This window comes from Rhodococcus sp. NPDC003382, from assembly GCF_053589135.1.
Window position 1 is genome coordinate 14,172 of record NZ_JBSFRH010000064.1, and the last position, 18,425, is coordinate 32,596.

Sequence of the window (18,425 nt, forward strand, 5' to 3'; positions counted from 1 at the left end):
GTCCTCCGGGATCAGTAGCGGATGTCGTCGATGAGCCACCGGTCGTCCTCGCGGACGATGGTGACCCACACCGTGGTGTCAGGCTTGATGGTTTCGGTGGTGTGGCCGGCCGCCGCGCTCTGCTTGATCGTGGCCACTCTGTGGACGACGGTGTCGGTGTCCTCCGGGCAGCCGGAGCATTCGATGCTGACGTCGGCGATGACCTTCGCTTCCTGCTGTGCCCACTCGCCCCACTGCACACCCGGGCCGCGTTGTGTACTGGCGTCGACGATCATGCGATCGGCCAGGGCAGCAGTCAGCCAGGTGCGAGCCCGTCCGTACGCGTCGTTCTGAGTGGCGTCGATGGCTGGGTACCAGGTGAAGGCGACGGTCAGGCCCTGCCGTGCTGTCTCTTCGGCCGCACGGGAGGCCGTCGGGGGCTCGACGTTTTCGACGTCGGCCGGCGGTGCCATAGGGGTGGCGGCGGGAGCATCGACGGTTATAGATGGTGCCGCGCTTGTCGAGCTTTCGGTGTCGTCGGTTCGGGCCCCGCACGAGTACGCGAGAAACCCGACGACAGCGACGACCAATACCACGATGACGAGCTTTCGCGCTCTCACATCACCCTCCGTCTTGCAGTCGAAATAGGCGTTGAACAGGTTGAACGACACGTCCCCCTACATCACCCGGCGAGCTTTCATCCCACTCTGAAGCGGGGCTTCCTTGACGACGTCACCCGTCGTCGGTGCGTGGACCATCTGGCCGTTTCCCGAGTAGATCCCCACATGGCCGGGCCCGTTCGGTCCCCAGCTGCCGAAGACGAGATCGCCCGGCCGGGCCTGATCGATCGGGATCTCGACACCGACACCCCACTGCTGCTCCGATGTGCGAGGCAGCGAGACCTTGCCGGCACTGGCCGCATGCACGGCGAACGACGTCAGTCCCGAGCAGTCGAACCCGCCGCCGGAGGGTCCGCCGGTGCCCCCACCACCCCAGACATACGGAGTGCCGAGGTATTCGCGTGCGGCCGTGACGACTTGGCTGCTGTCACCCGAGGCGTTCGGAACGAAACGGCCACGAGAATTGGGATTGGTGAACGTCGCTCGAGCTGCGGTGATCCTCGCGACGTAGTTCTGTGTCTCCGCGTACGGCGGGATGCCGCGGTGCAGCTGCACCGCACCGGGACCGGCGTTGTACGCCGCCAGCGTCAAGGCGACAGGGTCGCCGGGTATCCCCGAAACATCTTGGTAGAGCGCGCACATGAAATGTGCCTGCGTCATCACCGCATCGCCGATCGAGTTCGGATCCGCCGTCCCGTCGCCGTCGTAGTCCTTGCCCCAGGTGGCCCACGTGGCGGGCATGAACTGCGCAGGCCCCTGCGCGCCGGCCGGTGACACCGGAGCGTTCGGGCCGTGCCGGAAGTTGTTCTCCTGCTGAAGCTGCGCGGCCAGCAGCGGGGAATCGATCTGCGGGCACACCCCGCCGGCGCGGCGAAGCCACGGCTCGAACTCCGCCGGCACGATACCGAAAGCCAGCTCCCCGCCACCGGCCATACCGAAGCCCGAGCAGTCGGCAGTCGACCGGGACGCGGAAACCAGCTGCACGCCGTTGTTCTGGTTCACGTCGATGAACACCGGTGTGCCCGCGCCGCCCTGCTGCGCGATGTCGGGGAGCACGGTCACCGGGTCGATCGCGGTGCCGCCCTGCAACCGGCCACCCTCCCAATACTCGAAGTGCAGGTGCGGACCGGTGCTGCCGCCGGCGTTTCCGATGTCGGCGATGTGATCGCCCGCGGTGACCCGTTGACCGGTCGTGACGTGGATACCGTCGGCGAACATGTGCCCGTAGACGGTGCTGACCGGTGTGCCGTCGACGTTCGAGTCGATGATCACCCAGTTCTCGAACCCCACCCCGGGTGCCTCGCCCGAGGACCCTGCGGCGACGACGATTCCGTCGAGTGCGGCCAGGATCGGTGTGCCGACCGGGCCGGCCAGATCATCGCCCTGATGCTGGGCACCCCATCGTTCGCCGAATCCCGACGTGTAGGTCGTGGTTCCGGGGTGCACCGGCAGACGGATCGGGCCGGACGTGGGCAGCGCCAGATCCTGCCAGATCGGCGACGAGTTGCCCTCGTCTGTCGGAATGGTCCGGCACGGATCCCGGGGGATCACCGGTGCTTTCGTCGCACATGCGGCGGTACCGAGGACGACGGCGGCGGCACCGGTGAGCAGCAGCGCCTTCTGTGCGCGGTCGATGCTCACCGGCGCCCCGGGATCGGGGTGTCGAGGTCCGGGATCGGAATCGGACCGGGCACGGGCGTCGGCTCATCACCGCGGCTGGGAACGGTTGTCGGCTCGCCGGGGTCGTACGTCGACTCCGGATCGGTCGCCTGGGTCGAGGGAGACGACGGTCGCGGCGTGGTTGTCTCGTCCTCGGCGGTGGGCGATTCGGTCGACGGCCAGGGCACGGGCGTGGCTGTGACCGTGGCGGTCGGCGGCGCGATCTCGCCCACTTCGGAGAGGTCGAGGGTCGGCAGGGGAGTGTCGACCACCCACCGCTTCTGCTCGTTGGGCGGTTCCACGACTACGACGGGGATCTGCATGGTCCCGGCCTGCGTCGGTACCGTCACTCGTGCGCGTGGTGTCCCGCCGGTTCCGTCGACGAGTGTGCTGACAGTTGGCCCGGTGATGACCACCGGAGTCCGCGGCCGCGCCGCCAGCGTGGTGTCTCCCGGTTCGATTGTGGTGTAGCGGCCGATCGCACGGATCCACTTCGAATCCGGCAGCGTCGTGTCGACGAATACGTGCGCGTAGGCCATCGCGGTGGCCGGCGCACTGGACGCAGCCCAGGTCGCGGTCTTGGCGACCACCAGGGACTCGCTCACTTCGTCGAGGTCGTAGCTGATCGTGTCGGCAGCGGTGGCTGGCTCGACCAAGCTATCGGCCTCGTCGGCGGTGCCGGCCACAGTCCGCGGCCGCGGGTCTTCGCCGACCACCGCGCCGATGGCGAACAGCAACGCCGCGACGCCGGCCACCGCGATCACCAGATTGGTGCGGGAGTAGAGCACCCACCGCCGAATCGGTGCGAGAACAGGATTGGGCCCGGACCGAGGCATCAGAGGTACCGGTCCTTCGGCGTCGGTCCTTCCGCGGCCGCGGCGGTCCAGACCTTGGCGCCGCGCGCCGGCTCCACCGACGAGCGGCCGGCCATGGCCGTGGCACGGTTGGTCGGCTGCTGACCTCGGGAAGGGGTGTAGACCTTCATCGGCGCGATGGCCGAACGATCTCCGCCGTCCCAGCGCTGGCCGACGCTGGCGGTCAGCAGCTCCTTGCGGGCCCGCCGTTCCTGGACCAGGCGCTCGGCCTCGTCCTTGTCGAATCGCCTCCACGCCGTGACACCGGAGGTGACCGCCTGCTCGGCATCGTTGCCGTTCACCCCGCCCGTGCCGCGCGCCAGATCCCGGCTGGCCACTGCTGCGATACCGGCGATGCGGGCATCGCGTTCGGCTGCGGAGGCGGATGTGCGGCCCAGGTGTGCGGTCCGGCTCTGCACCTGAGCTTTTCGGGCTTCGGCACGGGATCGGGTGAGCGTCTGTTGGCGCCGGCCGTTGAGGGCACGGCCCTCGGGCCGGGCCGCGGTAGTCGCCTCGTTGCCGTCGTCCGCGGCGTGGTGGCCTCGTCGAGCGAAGCGGTCGGCGGCCTTTGCTGCGATCGCCGCGCCGGGTGCGCCGGCTGCTGTGGCTGCGGCCGCGAATGCCCTGGTCTTGATGGATCTCTTCGCGGTGCGGGCCTTGCGGTTGACCAAGCTCGCGCTGTTCTGTGTGAACGTCTGGCTGATCCGTTTGAACGGCCGCATGATCGTCCAGCACGCCACGGTCAGCAGCACCATGAACCACAGCCGCCAGGACCCGTCGACCTCGCCGTCGGGGCTGGCATACAGCTGGACCAGCGCCATCAGGTAGAGCGCGACGATGACCGCTCCGGCAACGCCCCACATGTAGGCCGTAGCGAGCATGCGCAGGACGCGGGCCAGCGATCCGGCGGTAGCGACGGCGAGCGGAACCCAGAGCGGCGAGAACAGGATCGCGATCCGGATCGCGAGCAGTGCCAACAACTTCAGTAGCGATGCGCCGATCCACAGAGTCGACGGCATGGCCAGCTTGATCATGCCCATGAAGCCGGTGGACGTGCGACCGGAGTCTTTGCCCTGGAACTGGTAGTAGGAGAGCTGGTAGTCGTCTTCGAGGTCCGAGACGATCTCGCGGAACTTGTCGGCCTTCGCCTCGGCGAGCGCCTCCTGGGCGGTCGGGTCGTCCTTCACCTCGTGCTGCTCCGCATAGGTGAACGCCAGGGAATCACGCAGCTTCGGCCCGAGCCCGGCTTCGTCGGCCGCGTCGTAATTGGTGCCGAACCAGCCTTTGCGCCAGTCCGGAAGGAAAATCTGGTCGATCAGCACGTTTCGGGGATCGGTGGGCCCGCCGCCCACCAAGGAGCCGCTGTCTCCCGGTCCGCCCCCGAACCGCACGGAAAAGATCTGGTCCTGCGTCTCGGTGATCAGCGAGCCGAACGTCTCGTCGGCAATCTGGACCGCCTTCTGCGGCACGCCGACCATCAGTGCCCCGAGGGCGAGGCCGGCCGCGGCGATCATCGACGTTCTTGTGACCCCGGCGGCATCGGCCTTCATCGCCTTCCACAGGACGATCGCGGCCACGACGGTCAGGCTGATTCCCAGCCACTGCCAGTAGATCCCGCGCATGCCGTTGGTGATCGCGTAGACGATCCGGTCGAACTGCTCCAAGGCGGGCGTGATGCCCGCGTCCTCGGCTGTCTGCCCGGTCTTGGTCTGGTCGTCGAGCCAGAACGCCGCGGCTGCCATCGACTTTCCGATGGTCAGGAAGGCGTTGCCCATCGTGGTGTCACCGACGGCGTCCGGGGCGCGGACCACGTCGGCACCGCAACCGAGGTCGTAGGTGTGCCACTTCAGCCCCGCCCAGCCGTAGGTCTCGTAGCCGGTACCGCCGCCGCCTTCACGTGCCGGCCGGTCGGCGCTGGACGAGTCGAAGGTGGTCTCGAGAACCTCGTTCGGGAACTCGGGGGACGGGACTTCCTTGCAGTCGAACCCGCCGGCTGAGGCGACACCGCCACCGAGTGCGATCCACGCGACCGCGGCCAGCATCAGAACAGCCAGGACACGCCCTACACGGCCCGTACGCCACCGGAAATGGCGCGGGGAGGGGAGAAGGCGCGTGCGGTCGGCTCGGGGCTGCTGCGTGCTCATGCCGCACCGTCTACTGCCGTGCGTGTGGCTCGCGAGTCCAATGCCTCGAACACGTGCGCCAGGTGCACGAAATGCGTCCAGTCCGAGCGGATCAGCTCGATGTCGTCGGCCATCTTGACGATGAACCGCCGGGCCAGATCGAGGTAGTCGGTGTCGGTGTCCTCGTCGAGGGTGTCCTCCCCGCCGCCGCCGAGATCGGCGAGCAGTGCCTCGTAGCCCTCGCCGGTCGGCAGGTTCAGCAGCTTCAGGGCGCCTTCGATCGCGTGGGCGTTGCCGCCGAGGTCGCCGATGATCACCTCGTAGGTCAGCGCGGACTTGTCGTCGGTGCCGTCGACGCCGAGGTAGTCGTCGGGAAGCTGTGAGCACACCAGCGCGCGCACTTTGTATTTGCGGCTGTCGCGGGCGATGCGCAGGTTCAGGGTGCGGCCGGCGCCGGTCTGCTCGAGGTACTTGTTCTCGTCGAGGAACAGCACTTTGCGCTCGTAGCGCGGTAGCTCGTAGACGAGTCGGTTCGCCATCCACGCGGCCATGTGCATCAACGGGCCGGCCATCCGCTGCTGCGGCGTCCACTGCGCCGGGTCGGTGCCCTCCGGTGGCAGTTGCAGACCGGGCATGGTCAGCACGGTCAGGCGCACCGTGCGGTCGACGTCTTCGGTCTCGGGACCGGTGCCTTCTTCGGGAAACAGGACACGGGCCTCGGCGAGATTGGCCATCATCGCCAGGTCCTGGTGCACGCTCTTGGCGCACGCGCGCAGATCCAGGTTCGCGTCGGTCTCGCCGATCGTGGCGATGGCGTCGAGGACTTCGCGCAGGTTGTGGTGACGGCCGCCGCCGACCATGTTCGCCGCGGTCTGAAGCACCGTCTCGGTCCACTCGTGTTCGAGGCGCGAGGGCGTGAGCATCATCTTGAGCACCGAGACCGCCACCGCGATCCGCTCGGCTTCGGCGGCACGCAGATCGGCCTCGTACTGCGCCTGCGCCGCAGCGACCGGATCGCCGTCCTCGGCGTAGTCGATGGTGGTCGGGTCGTACTCCGGATCGTCGCGCCGCGGATCGACGATCACCCGGTACGGGTTGAGCGAACCGGGCCGCGAGGTGCGACCGGTCAGCGCCTGCACTTCGGCGATGCCCCGGAACTCGGGGAGTTGCGCGAGCTTTTTGAGCGGTCCGGACGGGTCGAGCACCACGCCGTAGGCGCCGGCGCGCACCGCCTGGTAGACGAGCATGCCGGCCAGGAACGTCTTGCCCGAGCCGGGCACCGCCACGATCGGGGTCAGACCGGACTTGTGCTTCTTCTCGTGCGCGGCGAACAGATCCCACACCGCCGGGCGCGGTGCGATCGAGGCGGTCTGCCCGACCACGACACCGGTGCGGTCACCGATCCGGTCCCCGACCGCCGCCATCCCGGCGGACAGGGCCTCGACGTTCATCCGGCGGCGATGCGCGATATTGGCCAGCGGCTCACCGGGAATGAACTCGCGCAGCAGCTGATACTGGCCGTGCTCCTGTTCCAGGCGGATGCGCGGGGCGTACATCTCCTGGAGCATCGAGACCTTTTCCTTCGCCTCCTCGGGCGAGGATCCGACGACGACCACCCGGTACCAGCCTTCGGTGCGCACCGACAGGCCCGAGTGGTCTTCTTCGATGTCGGAGATCACCCGCTGGGCGAGCGCGTGCTGCTCGGCCAGTTCCTGCGGCGGGACCTGGTCGTGCTCGACGGTGTAGTGGTCGAACTGCGCCTCGATCTTCGAGGTCAACCGGCGCAGGCTGGTCACGGTCTGGCTTCGGGTCTTGAGCGCGATGCGCTCGGACCACTCCAGCGGCTCCCCGGACGGGTCACCGATGACCTGCCACGGCAGCATCCGCTCCGGGATCGGCAGCGGCGCCATGCGCCCGACGGTGAGCACGATCGCATAGCCGGTGTAGTCCCGGCCGCCGACCTGACCGCGCACCGTGGTGTAGCCGTCACCGGGGGTCAATTCGAGGTTGGCGAGGTCTTCGAGCGCCGCGACATCGGACTGCTCCCAATCGCCGCCGCCGGAGATCACGCCCTCGGCGTCGAGCGGCAGCCCCAGCGATGCCGACCGCAGCAGCAGATAGTCCATCTGCGCCGCCGTGGCGGGCCGGGCGCGCACGCCCTGACCGGACAGGTGCCGCTCGATGGTGGCCAGGTGATCGGCGATCGCCTTCTGCTCGTTCAAGAACGCCTCGCGCGCCCACCGGCGCACCAGCCGGGCGACCGCGCCGAGCCCCGGGGTCTCGACGACCGGAAGCAACCAGTCACCGACCGTGTCGAGACCACGCGCGAGCGCCGAGCGCGGCGGCAGCTCGACGCCCCAGTAGCGGCCCTTCTGGGTGGGGTTGCCCCACAGCATCGCGTGCTGCTGACCGCGCAGATAGTCCGCCCACGACAGCGCGCCCGGAACGTCGGGGATCGGCGCGGCCCACGCGTCGTGGGCCTGGGCCCACTGGCGCACCGGCCACGGGGTGCGCACCAGCCGGCGGTGCAGCCCGGTGACACCGGATTCGGCGAGGTTCGCCACGACCAGACCCTCGTTCTGGATGTAGCGGCGCTGCTTGCCGACCGGGCGCATGTTCCACGGCCCCGGCGGCTGAACGAACCACGCGGTGGACTGGGTGCGGGTGCGGGTGACGTTGCCTTCGACGCCGACCAGGTTCAGGCGCACGGCCTTGCGGTCACGATCGACGCGCGCCTGCGCGGCCTTCTCCTGGCGGGCGAACTCCGCGGCGTCGCTGTCCTTCCCGCGCTTGTTGCGGCCGCGCTTGCGCGTGCCTGCACTCTCCGGCTGCACGGTCGGGACGGGCGCCGGGGGTGCGACCGGAACCGCCGGCACCGGGCTGTCCGGAACTCGCGACCACGCCAGCTCTCGCGGCGGAGCGGGCGCGGTTGCCGGCGGCGCCGAGGTCCCTCGACCGGCGGCCATCGCCGCCGCCCACGACGGAGGGAGCGCGCCGGGGGGAACGACGGCCGGCTCGGGCTCGTCGAAGTTCGGATCGAACAGCGCGGCAATGTCGTTGTCGGGTTGCACAGTCATCGGAAGGATTTCCCTTCGTTCGGCGATCCGCCGTGGGCGCTACGAGGGGCGCGCAGGGCGGCGGGAATGCGCACCGCGACGGTCTGGCCGCGGCGGGGCGGGCGCGGAGCATGCAGGTCGTTCCATGCGGCTCGGAAAACCGATCGGAGGGGGCGGTCGGCGTTGACGTACCGGGTGACCTTCGTGGTGATCACGTAGGTCATCGCGAGCATGACGGCGATGGACATGAAGCTCAGGGGCACGTGCACGATGGCGCGGCCGATGATGAACAAGGTGGGGAACAGCACGCCGCCGAAGCCGAGCGCGGCGTATCTGATTCGGACCGGGAAGGTGAGCCCGGTCGGTCCGAGGTAGTGCCGGTCGACCCGGTACAGCAGATCGTCGTTGTCGATCACGGTCGGCTCCCTTCGTGCGGCGGTCGGAGGTCGGGCACGAGCACGTCAGACCTGGATGCCGATGAGGCCGAGGAGCCAGTTGCCGACGCCGGTCGCTGCGGTCTCGCTCTGCGCGATCGAGAGGTACGCCAACCCCACGAGGGACAGCCCGCCCACGGTGACGACCTTCGACAGGTTGCCGCGCATGCCGCCGACGCCGATGACGCACGCACCGAGGAGCAGGATCGTGAAGACGATGTTGTCGCTGATCCAGGCACGCAGGCCGCCGGTGGAGACCTCCGTCGTCTGGGCGAGGACATCGACATGCGGAGCCGCGGCGATTGCCAGGTCGGCGAGTGTGGGCGTGAGGGACATGAGCACTCCATCGCTGAGGTCGGTCGGTGCACCCGAAAGTGGATGCGCGTGACCGTAAGACGATTTCGCGTTTCGCCCCAACGGGGTCCCTGCACCCGAGAACAGTCATCGGTCGAGGTCGGCGGGGGATGCGGGTGCCGAGAAATTTTTTTCTGCGATGTCCGACGGCGGTGTGGTGCCGCGTGCGCAGAACCCGCTACGCGGCCGGGAAGGGCTATGCGCGCGCACGTGATTCGCAACCGCAGCCCGAGCGGCAGCGAAGGACCTGCGAAAGGACCTGCGGGCAGCGCCGATCAGACCCTATGGGGCATATCGGTTATGGGGGCGCATATGCCCCCTACAGCCCATAGCGGCTATGTGCTCGCATAGAGGGTGTCGGCAGGGGGCGCCCAGCGGTCGATGCGCACGGTGCGGGCAGCGGTACCGAAGAGGCATCAGATAGCGGAATGGCGGCAGGCCCGCGGAGCGCACGACGAGCGCCGGCGCGAGGGTGTGCGGAAAACGCGCTCGAAAGAGCGGTGAAACGAGCGCGGGAGATGAGCGCTGAAACAGGCGCTGGATTTCGGCGGTGGATTCGAGCGCTCGAAAAAGCGCCTCTCACGCCCACCCCTCCGGGGTCACTCCCCCCCGGCGTTCCTTGGGGGGGAGTGTAATCCAGAATTCCGCTCAGCGCCAACGCTATTGGCAACCGCCCATGTCGGACGCTATCTGTAGCGCTCGGCCCAGCGCTGCCGCGAGCGCTCGTCGACCGATCATCCGGTCGCGTCCTGGAGCGCTCCGGCGACCGCTCGACAGAGCGGTCGCACCGCTACGTCCACGCGCTCGGCACAGCGGTCGCGCCGCCACGTCCACGCGCTCGACAGAGCGCTCGAATGAGCGCCGCACACCAGCCGACCCCACCGCCCGACAGAGCGCTCGAAACAGCGAGTCGAAACGCGCGGCGAAAGCGGTCGACGGAGCGCTGCAACGACCACGGAAACACCGCACGATCGACCGTCCGCGCGAGCGCTCACCGAACACGTTGATGGACACGCCAATCCGACACGGCTTGCCGGTGACCGACCGCGCCGGATGTTGTGCCGGTGGGTGCGCCGAACAAGGGGGGTACCCCGTTGGGGAAAAACGCCACCTTCTGTAACTGTGCTCGCAGGCGCCTCCCAGGACGGCGTTGTCAGGGACCTCGACACGAGCGAAAGGCACAGGCAGTGAGCGGAACTCCAGACCCACTCAAGGACTGGTTGGTCGCGACGTGGCGCGACACGTTCGGCGATCAAGGCCCCGCGCGTGGCACGCAAGGAGCCGCGCGCGGCATTCAGGTCGGTGCCGACGGCCGGCCGACGCGCGGCAGTCGTTTCTTCCCGTTCTCGCCGATTGTCTGCGGGGCTGCGGCAGTCGGTTTCTATGCCCCCCGCATCGCGTCGGCGGCTGCGGGCAACGAGACGGTCGTCGATGCGCTGACGCAGCTGCACGACTACCGGTGGCCCCTGGCTGTCGCGGCGGTTCCGCTGGTCGCTGCCGATGTCTCTCGCCGCCGCACACGCACGTGGTCGCAGATGCTCGAATCGATGGTCCGCCAGTCCACCGGCCACCTGCCCACGAAGGTCACCGTCACGTTCCCGTCCGGGTGGCGCACGATCCGCCGCGCAACCATCAAGATGCCCCGCGGCGCGGTGATCCGGCCCAAGCAGTTCGAGGAACTGTCCCGCGCGATCGAATCCGCCTTCGGTGGCAGTGCAGTCGAGGAGATCCAGGTGCGCCACGATGCGCGCCGCGACCGGATCACCGTTGCCCGCGAACGGATCGCCCCGGACACCCGTTCGCGCCGTCACAAGACACTTCAGAGCGCCCTCGATGGGGCATCGATTTTCAAAGACCCGAAGGTCACCGTCGACACCGTCGACGAGGAGGGCATCGAGACCGGATACCGGGTCGGCTTCGAGAAGTCGATGAACGCCGGATCTCCGGGCTTCCAGATGAAGGTCGAGGAAGCGCTCGCGTCCCTCGCCGGCCCGCACGAGTCCGGCCGCAACTGGACCACCGACTGGTACCCGGGACGGGGTTATCTGGTGATGCGGCTGGTCGCGCCGATGCCCGAGCGTGTCGACCACCCACTCGACCTGGTCGACGAGAACCTGCGCCACCTTCCCTACGCGACCGGCGCAGCCGACCGGACCATGTACTGGGATGTCTCCACCAGCTCCAACAAGCCGCACTGCCTGATCGTCGGGCCGACCGGTGGCGGTAAGACCTCGGTGATCCGCACGCTGCTCACCGAAGCCGCCCGCCGAGGAATCCCGTTCGTCGGGGTCGATCCGAAGATGATCGAACTCGACGGCCTCGAGGGCTATCCCGGGTGCGGGGCGATCATCTACGACGCGCTGCGCGCGGCGATGTTCGTGTGCGCCCTGCACACCGAGATGATGGCGCGCAACGCCTACATCCATCAGATGAAGATCGAAGGCTCGCAGCTGCCGCTGATGATCGCGGTGCTCGACGAATTCTTCATCCTCTCGGGCAAGTGGCAGCGCCTGGCCAAGACCGGCGACGACGAGACCCGCGCGCTGCTCAAAGAACTCGACCCACTCGGTGCGTGGGCCGATCTCGCGGTCCTCGCCCGATCGGCCGGCATCCGCCTGCTGCTCGGCGTGCAGCGCCCCGACGCGTCCCTGTTCGGTGGTGCCTCCGGCAACGCGCGTGACAACTTCGGCACCCGCATTTCCCTCGGCAACCTCTCACAGGACGGTGCGCTGATGATGTGGGGCGACTCGACGGTCGGCCGTGAGGTCGACACCTCGGTCAAGGGCCGAGGGATCGCGCTCGGTGACGACGGTAATCCGGTCGATGCGCAGATGTGGTGGACCCCGAACGTCGACCGCCACCCGAACAAGTGGAACCAGCTGTCGCAGAGCGAGAAGGCGATCATCGACGGGCTCGTGCCGGCGGAAGCGCCGCAGTTCGTCTGCTACTCGCCGGAGCTGGCCGAGTTCATCGAATCCGAACGCGCCCTGGCCAAGCGGGCCCGCCGTCACGGCAGCGCCCCCGAACCGATCGTCATCGGCGGCAACCGCACCGCCGACGAGGCCGCGGTGTCGATGACCAAACCCGTCCCCGAACCCGACCCGGAACCTGCGGTCGACGACGACTTCGCCGATGTCGTCCCGGCGTCGAGCGTGGTGGCCGGCCAGACCGTGCTGATCGACAACGAGGACGGCGAACTGGTCCCGGTCACCGTCGATGAGGTGGGGGTGCTCCGCGACAAGAAGGGCGAGGTCACCTCGACCGTCCTGACCGTCGGCACCGGCCGCGTGAAAACCCGCATCACCTTCGACGCGACCGGCGTCGTCGTCCTGCCCGAACCCGACCTCGTAGGAGCCTCCGCATGAGCACCTCGGACCATCGCGAATTCGAGCCTGCTCCGGCTGCGGCCGCAGCGAGTGACGCGGCCGTCGCGCAGTTCTGGTCCACGGCGCCCGTGCTCGACCGCGTGCGAGCGATCTTCGCCGCCCGAATCCGTATCGGACAGCTCGATCCGGACGCCTGCACCCCGATGTTCTTCCATCCCTGACCCACGCAAGTAGTCACCACCGAAAGGAAAATCCATGACCCGCCGTATTTCCCAGTCGATCACCCCCACCGCCGAGGACGTCGCCGCGCTGCGTGGCCCGTTCGTCTCCAAGGGCGCCAACGATCCGGTCATCGCCGCGCTGCGCGAATACTTCAAGTCCTCGGTCCCCGCATGGCTGCCCAAGCTCGACGAGAAGCAGGAACTGACCCGCGAACGCCTCGCCGAGATCCGGGACGCCTCGGTCAAGCGCCGCGCGGTCATCGAAGCGCTGCCCGAGGGCAAGGCCCGCGAGAAGGCCCTGGCTGATCTGGAGCAGACCGAGGCCGTGGTCGAGGACATGGACACCGCACTGGCCGGCGCCGGTGCCTTCGGCGGGATCAACTAACGATGACGCCGACCGTCGAAATCGAGGCCACGTCCGCGACGACCGCGCGCGCGATGTTGCCCGGCGCCGATGTGCCGCCGATGGAGCTGGCGGCGACCGAGCGCAAGGCTCTGGCTGCTGTCGTGCACGAGTTCGTGCGCGCCGTCGCGGTGGAGCAGCAGGCCGCTGTCGATGTCGTCTACCGGACAGGGAAAGACACTCGGTTCCTGACGGTCGGCCCCGATGGGAAGCTCACCGAGAACGCTCCCAGCGTGCCCATCCCGGTCATCACCCCCGAGCCCGTACCGGTGGCCGCGGAGCCTGCCTCCGCGGCGCCGGTCGGGCCGGTGGTGGTCGCCGCTGAGCCGATCGCCTACGAGGAGCCCACGGCGCCCGTCCCGTCGCCCGCTGAGCCTGTCCGGACGCCCGCACCCATCCCTGTGTCCACCCGGCCGGTGGAGCTGGCTACCGGGCCGATCGCCTCATCGCTCCGGACGCCCGGTGAGCCCGTCCGGATCCCCGCACCCATCCCGATGCCCACCCAGCCGGCAGAGCCGTCCACCGGGCCGATCACGACGTCGCTCGGCGCGCTGCCTGCCCTGTCCGCACCGCGCGCGAACCCCGCGGCGAGCCAGCCCGCGACCGGCGGTGTGCGCGGCCGGCTCAACGCGATGCTCGGGCTCAAGCTCGCACCGAAGACCGACTCGCGCGAGATGCGGTTGCGCGACGCGCAGACGACACTCGCTCAACCCGTGCCGGAGGGCGCGGTCGTCGCCTTCGCCAACGTCAAAGGCGGAGTCGGCAAGACTCCGATGGCCATCGCCCTGGCCGAGACGCTGGGCGAGCACCGCGGACCGGCCACGGCCACGTGCATGGACCTCGGAGAGATCGGCGGCAGTTTCGCCGATCGCGTCGCGATCCCCCCGACCGCAGGGCAGGACGTGGTGACTCTGCTCGCCGATCTCGCCCCGACCGCCCACCAGGTGCGGGCGTCGACTCTGACCCGCTACCTGACCCGCCAGCCGTGCGGTTCCTACGTCATCGCCGGGCAGGCCGGCGCCGCCGCTCCGCTGCGCTACGAGGATGCTGCGGTGTTGGGCGCGATCCTCGAACGCCATTACGATCTGCTGCTCGCCGATACCGGCAACTCCAGTCACTCCGGGAGCTGGCGGTGGGCGATCGCCGCCGCGCATGCCGTGGTTGTCCCGGTGCCGCTGCGCCGTGACGCCGCGGTGGCCGCCCAGCGCACTCTCACCGCGATCTGTGCGGTTCGTCCCGATGTTCTGTCGAGGACGGTCGTGGTGATCACCGACGGGCCCGGGGATGCGCCGCTGGTCGAGACCGAGGCCGTCGATGCGTTCACCGCGTTGGGGGTGCCGGTGTGCCGGATGCCGTTCGAGCCGTTGTTCGCCTCGGGGGAACGGATTGTGTTGGCCCAGCTGCGCCGCGAGACCCGCGACGCGTTGACGGTGCTCGCCGCGACCGTCGTGACCCGGATCGGCAGTGGTGCTGCTGGCTGATCCGTTGCCCCACCAGCGCGGTGGGCCTGCCTTCCCCTTCGAGCACCCCCGTTTTTCGCCTTCGCCTTCGACTTCGAGCAGGTCGAACCGCAGACACCGAGAGGGACAGATGAGCATCGACATCCACACCGGAAACCGTGCAGCCCGCCGCGCGGCGGGCCGGCACCGCCGTCGTTCCCCGAAGGCCACCGCGACCGCGCTGGCCGTCGCGACCGCCGCGTTCGGGGTGTCCACGATCGTGGCGGGTCCCGCGTTCGCCGATCCGATCCAGGGCGGCGTGACCGGCGGAACCACCCAGGAGGGGGTGACCAGCGAAGCGCAGACCGGCGGCACCACGGCCACGCAGACGCCGGCTCCCGAGCCCGCTCCGTCGACGTCGGGCCCGAAGTCCGACGACAGTTTCTGGGTCGCGCCGCCCGCGGCGTACAACCAGGGCACCCGCGCCTACGACCCGGGCACCGGCGGCGGCGTCACGACCGTCGACTACTCCACCGACTACTCCGGCGGGGGTTACTCCGGGGGCGGGTACAGCGGGTACGACGATTCGATCGACACCACGATCGACGCGGCGCCGGTGGACTGGAGCCAGCTCCACGCCCCGGCCCCGGTGCTCGACCCGACGCGGCCGATCGAGGCCCCGAAGGACAAGATGCGCATGGGCCGTGTGGTGTTCGATCAGCCGAACTGGGTCAGCGACCAGGACGCCGAGCGCACCAACAACAGCACCGCCGTGGTCGAGGCGCAGGTCACCGACGCATGGCGCTCGGTCGGCCTCGAGACCACCGAGGCCGAACGTATCGCCTCCGCGCAGGTCGCCGGCACCGCCCTCGGCGCCGGGGCAGGCGCGGCCGCGGGGTGCGCCGCCGTCGGCGCCCCCACCAGCCTGGCCGTGGCCACGGTCACCGGTATCGGTGGGGCATTGGCCGGAACGATGGTTCCGGTGCCGATCCCGGGTGTCGCGCCGGTCACCAGCGGTGTCGCGGCCACGGCTGCCGGTGTGGCCGGCGGGCTGGCGGCCGGCTGCGCAGTCGGTGGCGCGCTCGGCGGCGCGCTCGGTGGGGCCGCCGGCTTCGCGGCCGGCACCGCCTACGGCGCCGGCGAGGACGCCACGCCGATCGAGGCGCAGGTGCCCGACGTCGAGCACGACGCGGTCGGGGAGCAGGTCGAGGCCACCTTCGAGCAGTGGTCTCAGGACCCGGTCGGGCAGGTCGTCGTCGATTCCGTCCAGGCATTGACCACCGAGACCGCCCCGGCCATCGACAACGGTGTCCGCGACTTCGTCGCTGCGCAGCCGGGCGGCGAGCAGATCATCGAGCAGGTCGACCAGACCCTCGACGCGTTCTTCACCACCGCCACCCCCGGCCTGTCGGGCAACCTCATCACCACCGCCGTCGGCGACGGAATCGCCCAGTTCGGCGCCTGATTTAAGAAAGTGGGCAGCGTCATGAGGAAGCCGAACATTCGGCGGGCACATCCCCGCCACCCCGCGGTGATCGACCTTCTCGACAGCGCACCCACCACACTCTCGCGGGGAGCCGGCACCCCGGTTCCCCGCGAGGCCGCACCCTCGGCGCCGCCGGCGACCCTGACTGCCCCGGCGGCGTCCGGGGCGGCGTTGCCGCGCGGCGGCGGTGGTGGCCGGTGGCGACCCGGACGCGCCTCCGTCGTCTCTGCGGTCGCGGCGGTCGTGCTGGTCGGGGTGGTCACCGTCGCGCAGGTCGCCGGAGACGACACCGGTGCCGACTCGGCATCGGCGGCGGACATGTCCGAGGTCGCGCTCGGGCCGACCGACGAGAACGGCCTGCCCGTACTGAATCTGCCGGAGCCGACCACCGCCGAGACCGCGGCCGCCGAGCCGGGGGCATCGGCCGATCAGTGCCGCGCCGAGCGCGGTGACCAGCGCAGTGGCCAGGGTGTGATCGCGGCGTTCAACTACGCGTACTACAACCGGCGTGATGCTGTGGCCGCGCGCGAACTGGCCACACCGACCTCGTCGGTGAAGGCGGCGCCGGAGTTGCAGACCTTCATCGACAAGCTCCCGCAGGGCACGAACTACTGCCTGCGCACAGTCGAGTTGTCCGACGGGGTGTTCCTCGTCGATCTGTCGGTCATGCGGCCCGACGTCCCGGTCGAGCGCGGCACCCAGACCGTCACCACCGCGAAGATCGACGGCCGCTGGTACGTCGACGTGTTCAAGTGACCAACCTCGCGGCCGCACCGCTGTATCAGCGAAAGGACCACCCGGATATGCCTCTGACCTACTTGCGTTGCCGCGCAGTGCTTGCCACCGTCGCGGCGGCGTGCGGGCTCGCGACGGTGACCGCGTGCGGCGGCGCGCCGCGCGACGCTGCGGCCGTGTCCACCTCGTTCAGCGGTGCGATCGTCACCCCGGACAGCACCGACCTCGGCAGCATCGTCATCGGGTGGGGGCAGGAGCATGCGGTCACCGCGATCACCACGCCCCGGCCCGAGGACGTAGCCGCGCGCTGCACCGGACGCGGCGAGGATCTGGCTGTCGACATCACCGCCCCGCACGGCTGGACGATCCGCGCCGGTCACGGTTCGCCGATCCTGACTGTGGAAAACACCGAGCAGAGCTTGGTCGGCGTTGAAATCGACACCACCGATCAGTTCGTCGACGTTGTGCGGCCTGTCGATTGGTCCGAGGCCAATCAGCTCGACATCGCGGCAGCGGTCGCCGTCCCGGCTCAATGGAACCCCACCGACGAGACCCGGGTGTATCTGTCGATTCACGTCGACTGCCGCTGACCTGTGCAAACCGCGGGCACTGTTGTTTCTGCGGCCGGCTGCGTCGAGCCCTGCTCGGGATTCCCGAGCGGGGCTCGACGCATGTATGGGCCGTGAAGCGAAGACGGCACATCCGCCATTCCAGCGAGCGTCGCCCGCATTCGGTGCGTCGATTCGGTTGAAGACTCGAGGCGGCGGTGATCCCGCCGCACGATTGCAACGGCGAGCAGTTGCTCACAAGGACCGGACGCGGATTCCGTCCACGCGGGACGTGCGGTCGAATCATGGGGCGGCACAGTGTGCGTTGACTTCGATCGGCGCGGATCCCGTCTCGTATGCTCTGCGGACCTGGTTGGATCTGCCCGCGGTTCGCTGGTTCGGCCGCTGGGACTGAGACCAGGGAACAGGGGATGTGCGATGGCAGTGCGAAGGTCGGTGTGGGCGGTCGGCGTCCTTGTGCTCGTCGCAGTTGTCGTGATGCTCCTGGTTCGGAGTTGCGCGGGCGAGGACGAGATGACCGGCGTCGATCCGCGCCATGCAGATCCCGATGCGAGTGAGTGGATCGGAACGGTTGTCGAGGGCGAGGTCGATTTTGTAGGACGAGCGTGGATCGATGTCGATTTCGGCGACCGGATCGAGACGATCACACTCGCTCGGGTCATCGCGCCGGTCTGTGGGCCGGGTCGTCGTCCGGTAGTTGCTGATCTGCTTCCTCGACTCAACGCGCTTCTACCACCCGGAAGTGCAGTCCGCGTTGTACGGGCAACTAGCGGTGATCCCGCACAGCCACTTCTCTTATCCGACAGCGGTTATATCTATGCCGCGACGTCACCTGCTTCGGACAGGGCCGCGACTGCTCCACCCGCTACCGCGACGGTCAACACGACTCCCCAGCAGCAGGAGCCAGCGGTTGCCTCCGAGACGATCACAAGTGCTGATCCTGCCGCGGTGTCGGACGGTCCGCTGCCGGGATCGGTCAACGAGGTGTTGCTCGCTGAAGGGCTTGTGAAGATGCGTGATCCGTATATCGATCTTTCGTCCACCGCAGACCGGAGTATCGACGAGCAGATCGTGAACCGTCCTGGTCGAGGTGGAGGCTCCTGATCTGACAAGGAGAATGCTGGTATGCCTGCACCGAGGAAGTACGACGTCGAGACCCAGGAACGG

Annotated in this window: 15 protein-coding genes; 8 read left to right on the top strand and 7 right to left on the bottom strand. The window is 69.0% G+C overall.

What is annotated here, in order from left to right; genetic code table 11:
* Positions 1–11: 11 nt before the first annotated feature.
* The 7 genes from ACWDUD_RS27965 to ACWDUD_RS27995 are packed head-to-tail and all read right to left on the bottom strand — an operon-like array spanning position 12 to position 9,061.
* Positions 12–599 carry a hypothetical protein gene (locus ACWDUD_RS27965; RefSeq protein WP_450111439.1) on the bottom strand — a complete coding sequence of 196 codons (588 nt, stop codon included), beginning with the start codon at positions 597–599 and terminating at the stop codon, positions 12–14.
* Positions 600–656: 57 nt separating this feature from the next.
* Positions 657–2,240, bottom strand: coding sequence for a peptidoglycan DD-metalloendopeptidase family protein (locus ACWDUD_RS27970; protein ID WP_450111440.1), 1,584 nt, complete (start codon positions 2,238–2,240; stop codon positions 657–659).
* Entirely contained in the window at positions 2,237–3,094 is an 858-nt protein-coding gene (locus ACWDUD_RS27975; RefSeq protein ID WP_450111441.1) for a hypothetical protein, read from the bottom strand. The genes ACWDUD_RS27970 and ACWDUD_RS27975 overlap by 4 nt, the downstream gene beginning before the upstream one ends.
* Complete coding sequence (locus tag ACWDUD_RS27980; RefSeq protein ID WP_450111442.1) at positions 3,094–5,256, bottom strand: hypothetical protein; 2,163 nt, start codon at positions 5,254–5,256, stop codon at positions 3,094–3,096. Before ACWDUD_RS27980 ends, ACWDUD_RS27975 begins: the two co-directional genes overlap by 1 nt.
* Complete coding sequence (locus ACWDUD_RS27985; RefSeq protein ID WP_450111443.1) at positions 5,253–8,312, bottom strand: ATP-binding protein; 3,060 nt, start codon at positions 8,310–8,312, stop codon at positions 5,253–5,255. The genes ACWDUD_RS27980 and ACWDUD_RS27985 overlap by 4 nt, the downstream gene beginning before the upstream one ends.
* Positions 8,309–8,707 (bottom strand): hypothetical protein, encoded by a 399-nt coding sequence (locus ACWDUD_RS27990; protein WP_450111444.1) that lies wholly within the window; start codon positions 8,705–8,707, stop codon positions 8,309–8,311. The genes ACWDUD_RS27985 and ACWDUD_RS27990 overlap by 4 nt, the downstream gene beginning before the upstream one ends.
* 45 nt (positions 8,708–8,752) lie before the next feature.
* Complete coding sequence (locus ACWDUD_RS27995) at positions 8,753–9,061, bottom strand: hypothetical protein (RefSeq protein WP_378526502.1); 309 nt, start codon at positions 9,059–9,061, stop codon at positions 8,753–8,755.
* A gap of 1,205 nt (positions 9,062–10,266) precedes the next feature.
* Here ACWDUD_RS27995 and ACWDUD_RS28000 point away from each other — a divergent pair.
* The 8 genes from ACWDUD_RS28000 to ACWDUD_RS28035 all read left to right on the top strand — a co-directional run bounded on the left by ACWDUD_RS28000 (position 10,267) and on the right by ACWDUD_RS28035 (position 18,362).
* Positions 10,267–12,444 carry a type IV secretory system conjugative DNA transfer family protein gene (locus ACWDUD_RS28000; RefSeq protein ID WP_450111445.1) on the top strand — a complete coding sequence of 726 codons (2,178 nt, stop codon included), beginning with the start codon at positions 10,267–10,269 and terminating at the stop codon, positions 12,442–12,444.
* Positions 12,441–12,626 carry a hypothetical protein gene (locus ACWDUD_RS28005; RefSeq protein ID WP_378526500.1) on the top strand — a complete coding sequence of 62 codons (186 nt, stop codon included), beginning with the start codon at positions 12,441–12,443 and terminating at the stop codon, positions 12,624–12,626. Before ACWDUD_RS28000 ends, ACWDUD_RS28005 begins: the two co-directional genes overlap by 4 nt.
* Before the next feature lie 34 nt (positions 12,627–12,660).
* Positions 12,661–13,011, top strand: coding sequence for a hypothetical protein (locus ACWDUD_RS28010; protein ID WP_378526499.1), 351 nt, complete (start codon positions 12,661–12,663; stop codon positions 13,009–13,011).
* Positions 13,012–13,013: 2 nt separating this feature from the next.
* Positions 13,014–14,510 (top strand): ParA family protein, encoded by a 1,497-nt coding sequence (locus tag ACWDUD_RS28015; RefSeq protein ID WP_450111446.1) that lies wholly within the window; start codon positions 13,014–13,016, stop codon positions 14,508–14,510.
* 109 nt (positions 14,511–14,619) lie between these two features.
* On the top strand, positions 14,620–15,933 hold the full coding sequence (locus ACWDUD_RS28020) for an insoluble domain protein (RefSeq protein ID WP_450111447.1): 1,314 nt from the start codon (positions 14,620–14,622) through the stop codon (positions 15,931–15,933).
* 21 nt (positions 15,934–15,954) lie between these two features.
* Positions 15,955–16,710 (top strand): hypothetical protein, encoded by a 756-nt coding sequence (locus ACWDUD_RS28025; RefSeq protein WP_450111448.1) that lies wholly within the window; start codon positions 15,955–15,957, stop codon positions 16,708–16,710.
* Between the two features lie 47 nt (positions 16,711–16,757).
* On the top strand, positions 16,758–17,279 hold the full coding sequence (locus ACWDUD_RS28030) for a hypothetical protein (protein WP_450111449.1): 522 nt from the start codon (positions 16,758–16,760) through the stop codon (positions 17,277–17,279).
* A gap of 492 nt (positions 17,280–17,771) precedes the next feature.
* Entirely contained in the window at positions 17,772–18,362 is a 591-nt protein-coding gene (locus ACWDUD_RS28035; RefSeq protein WP_450111450.1) for a hypothetical protein, read from the top strand.
* The last annotated feature ends 63 nt before the right edge of the window (positions 18,363–18,425 follow it).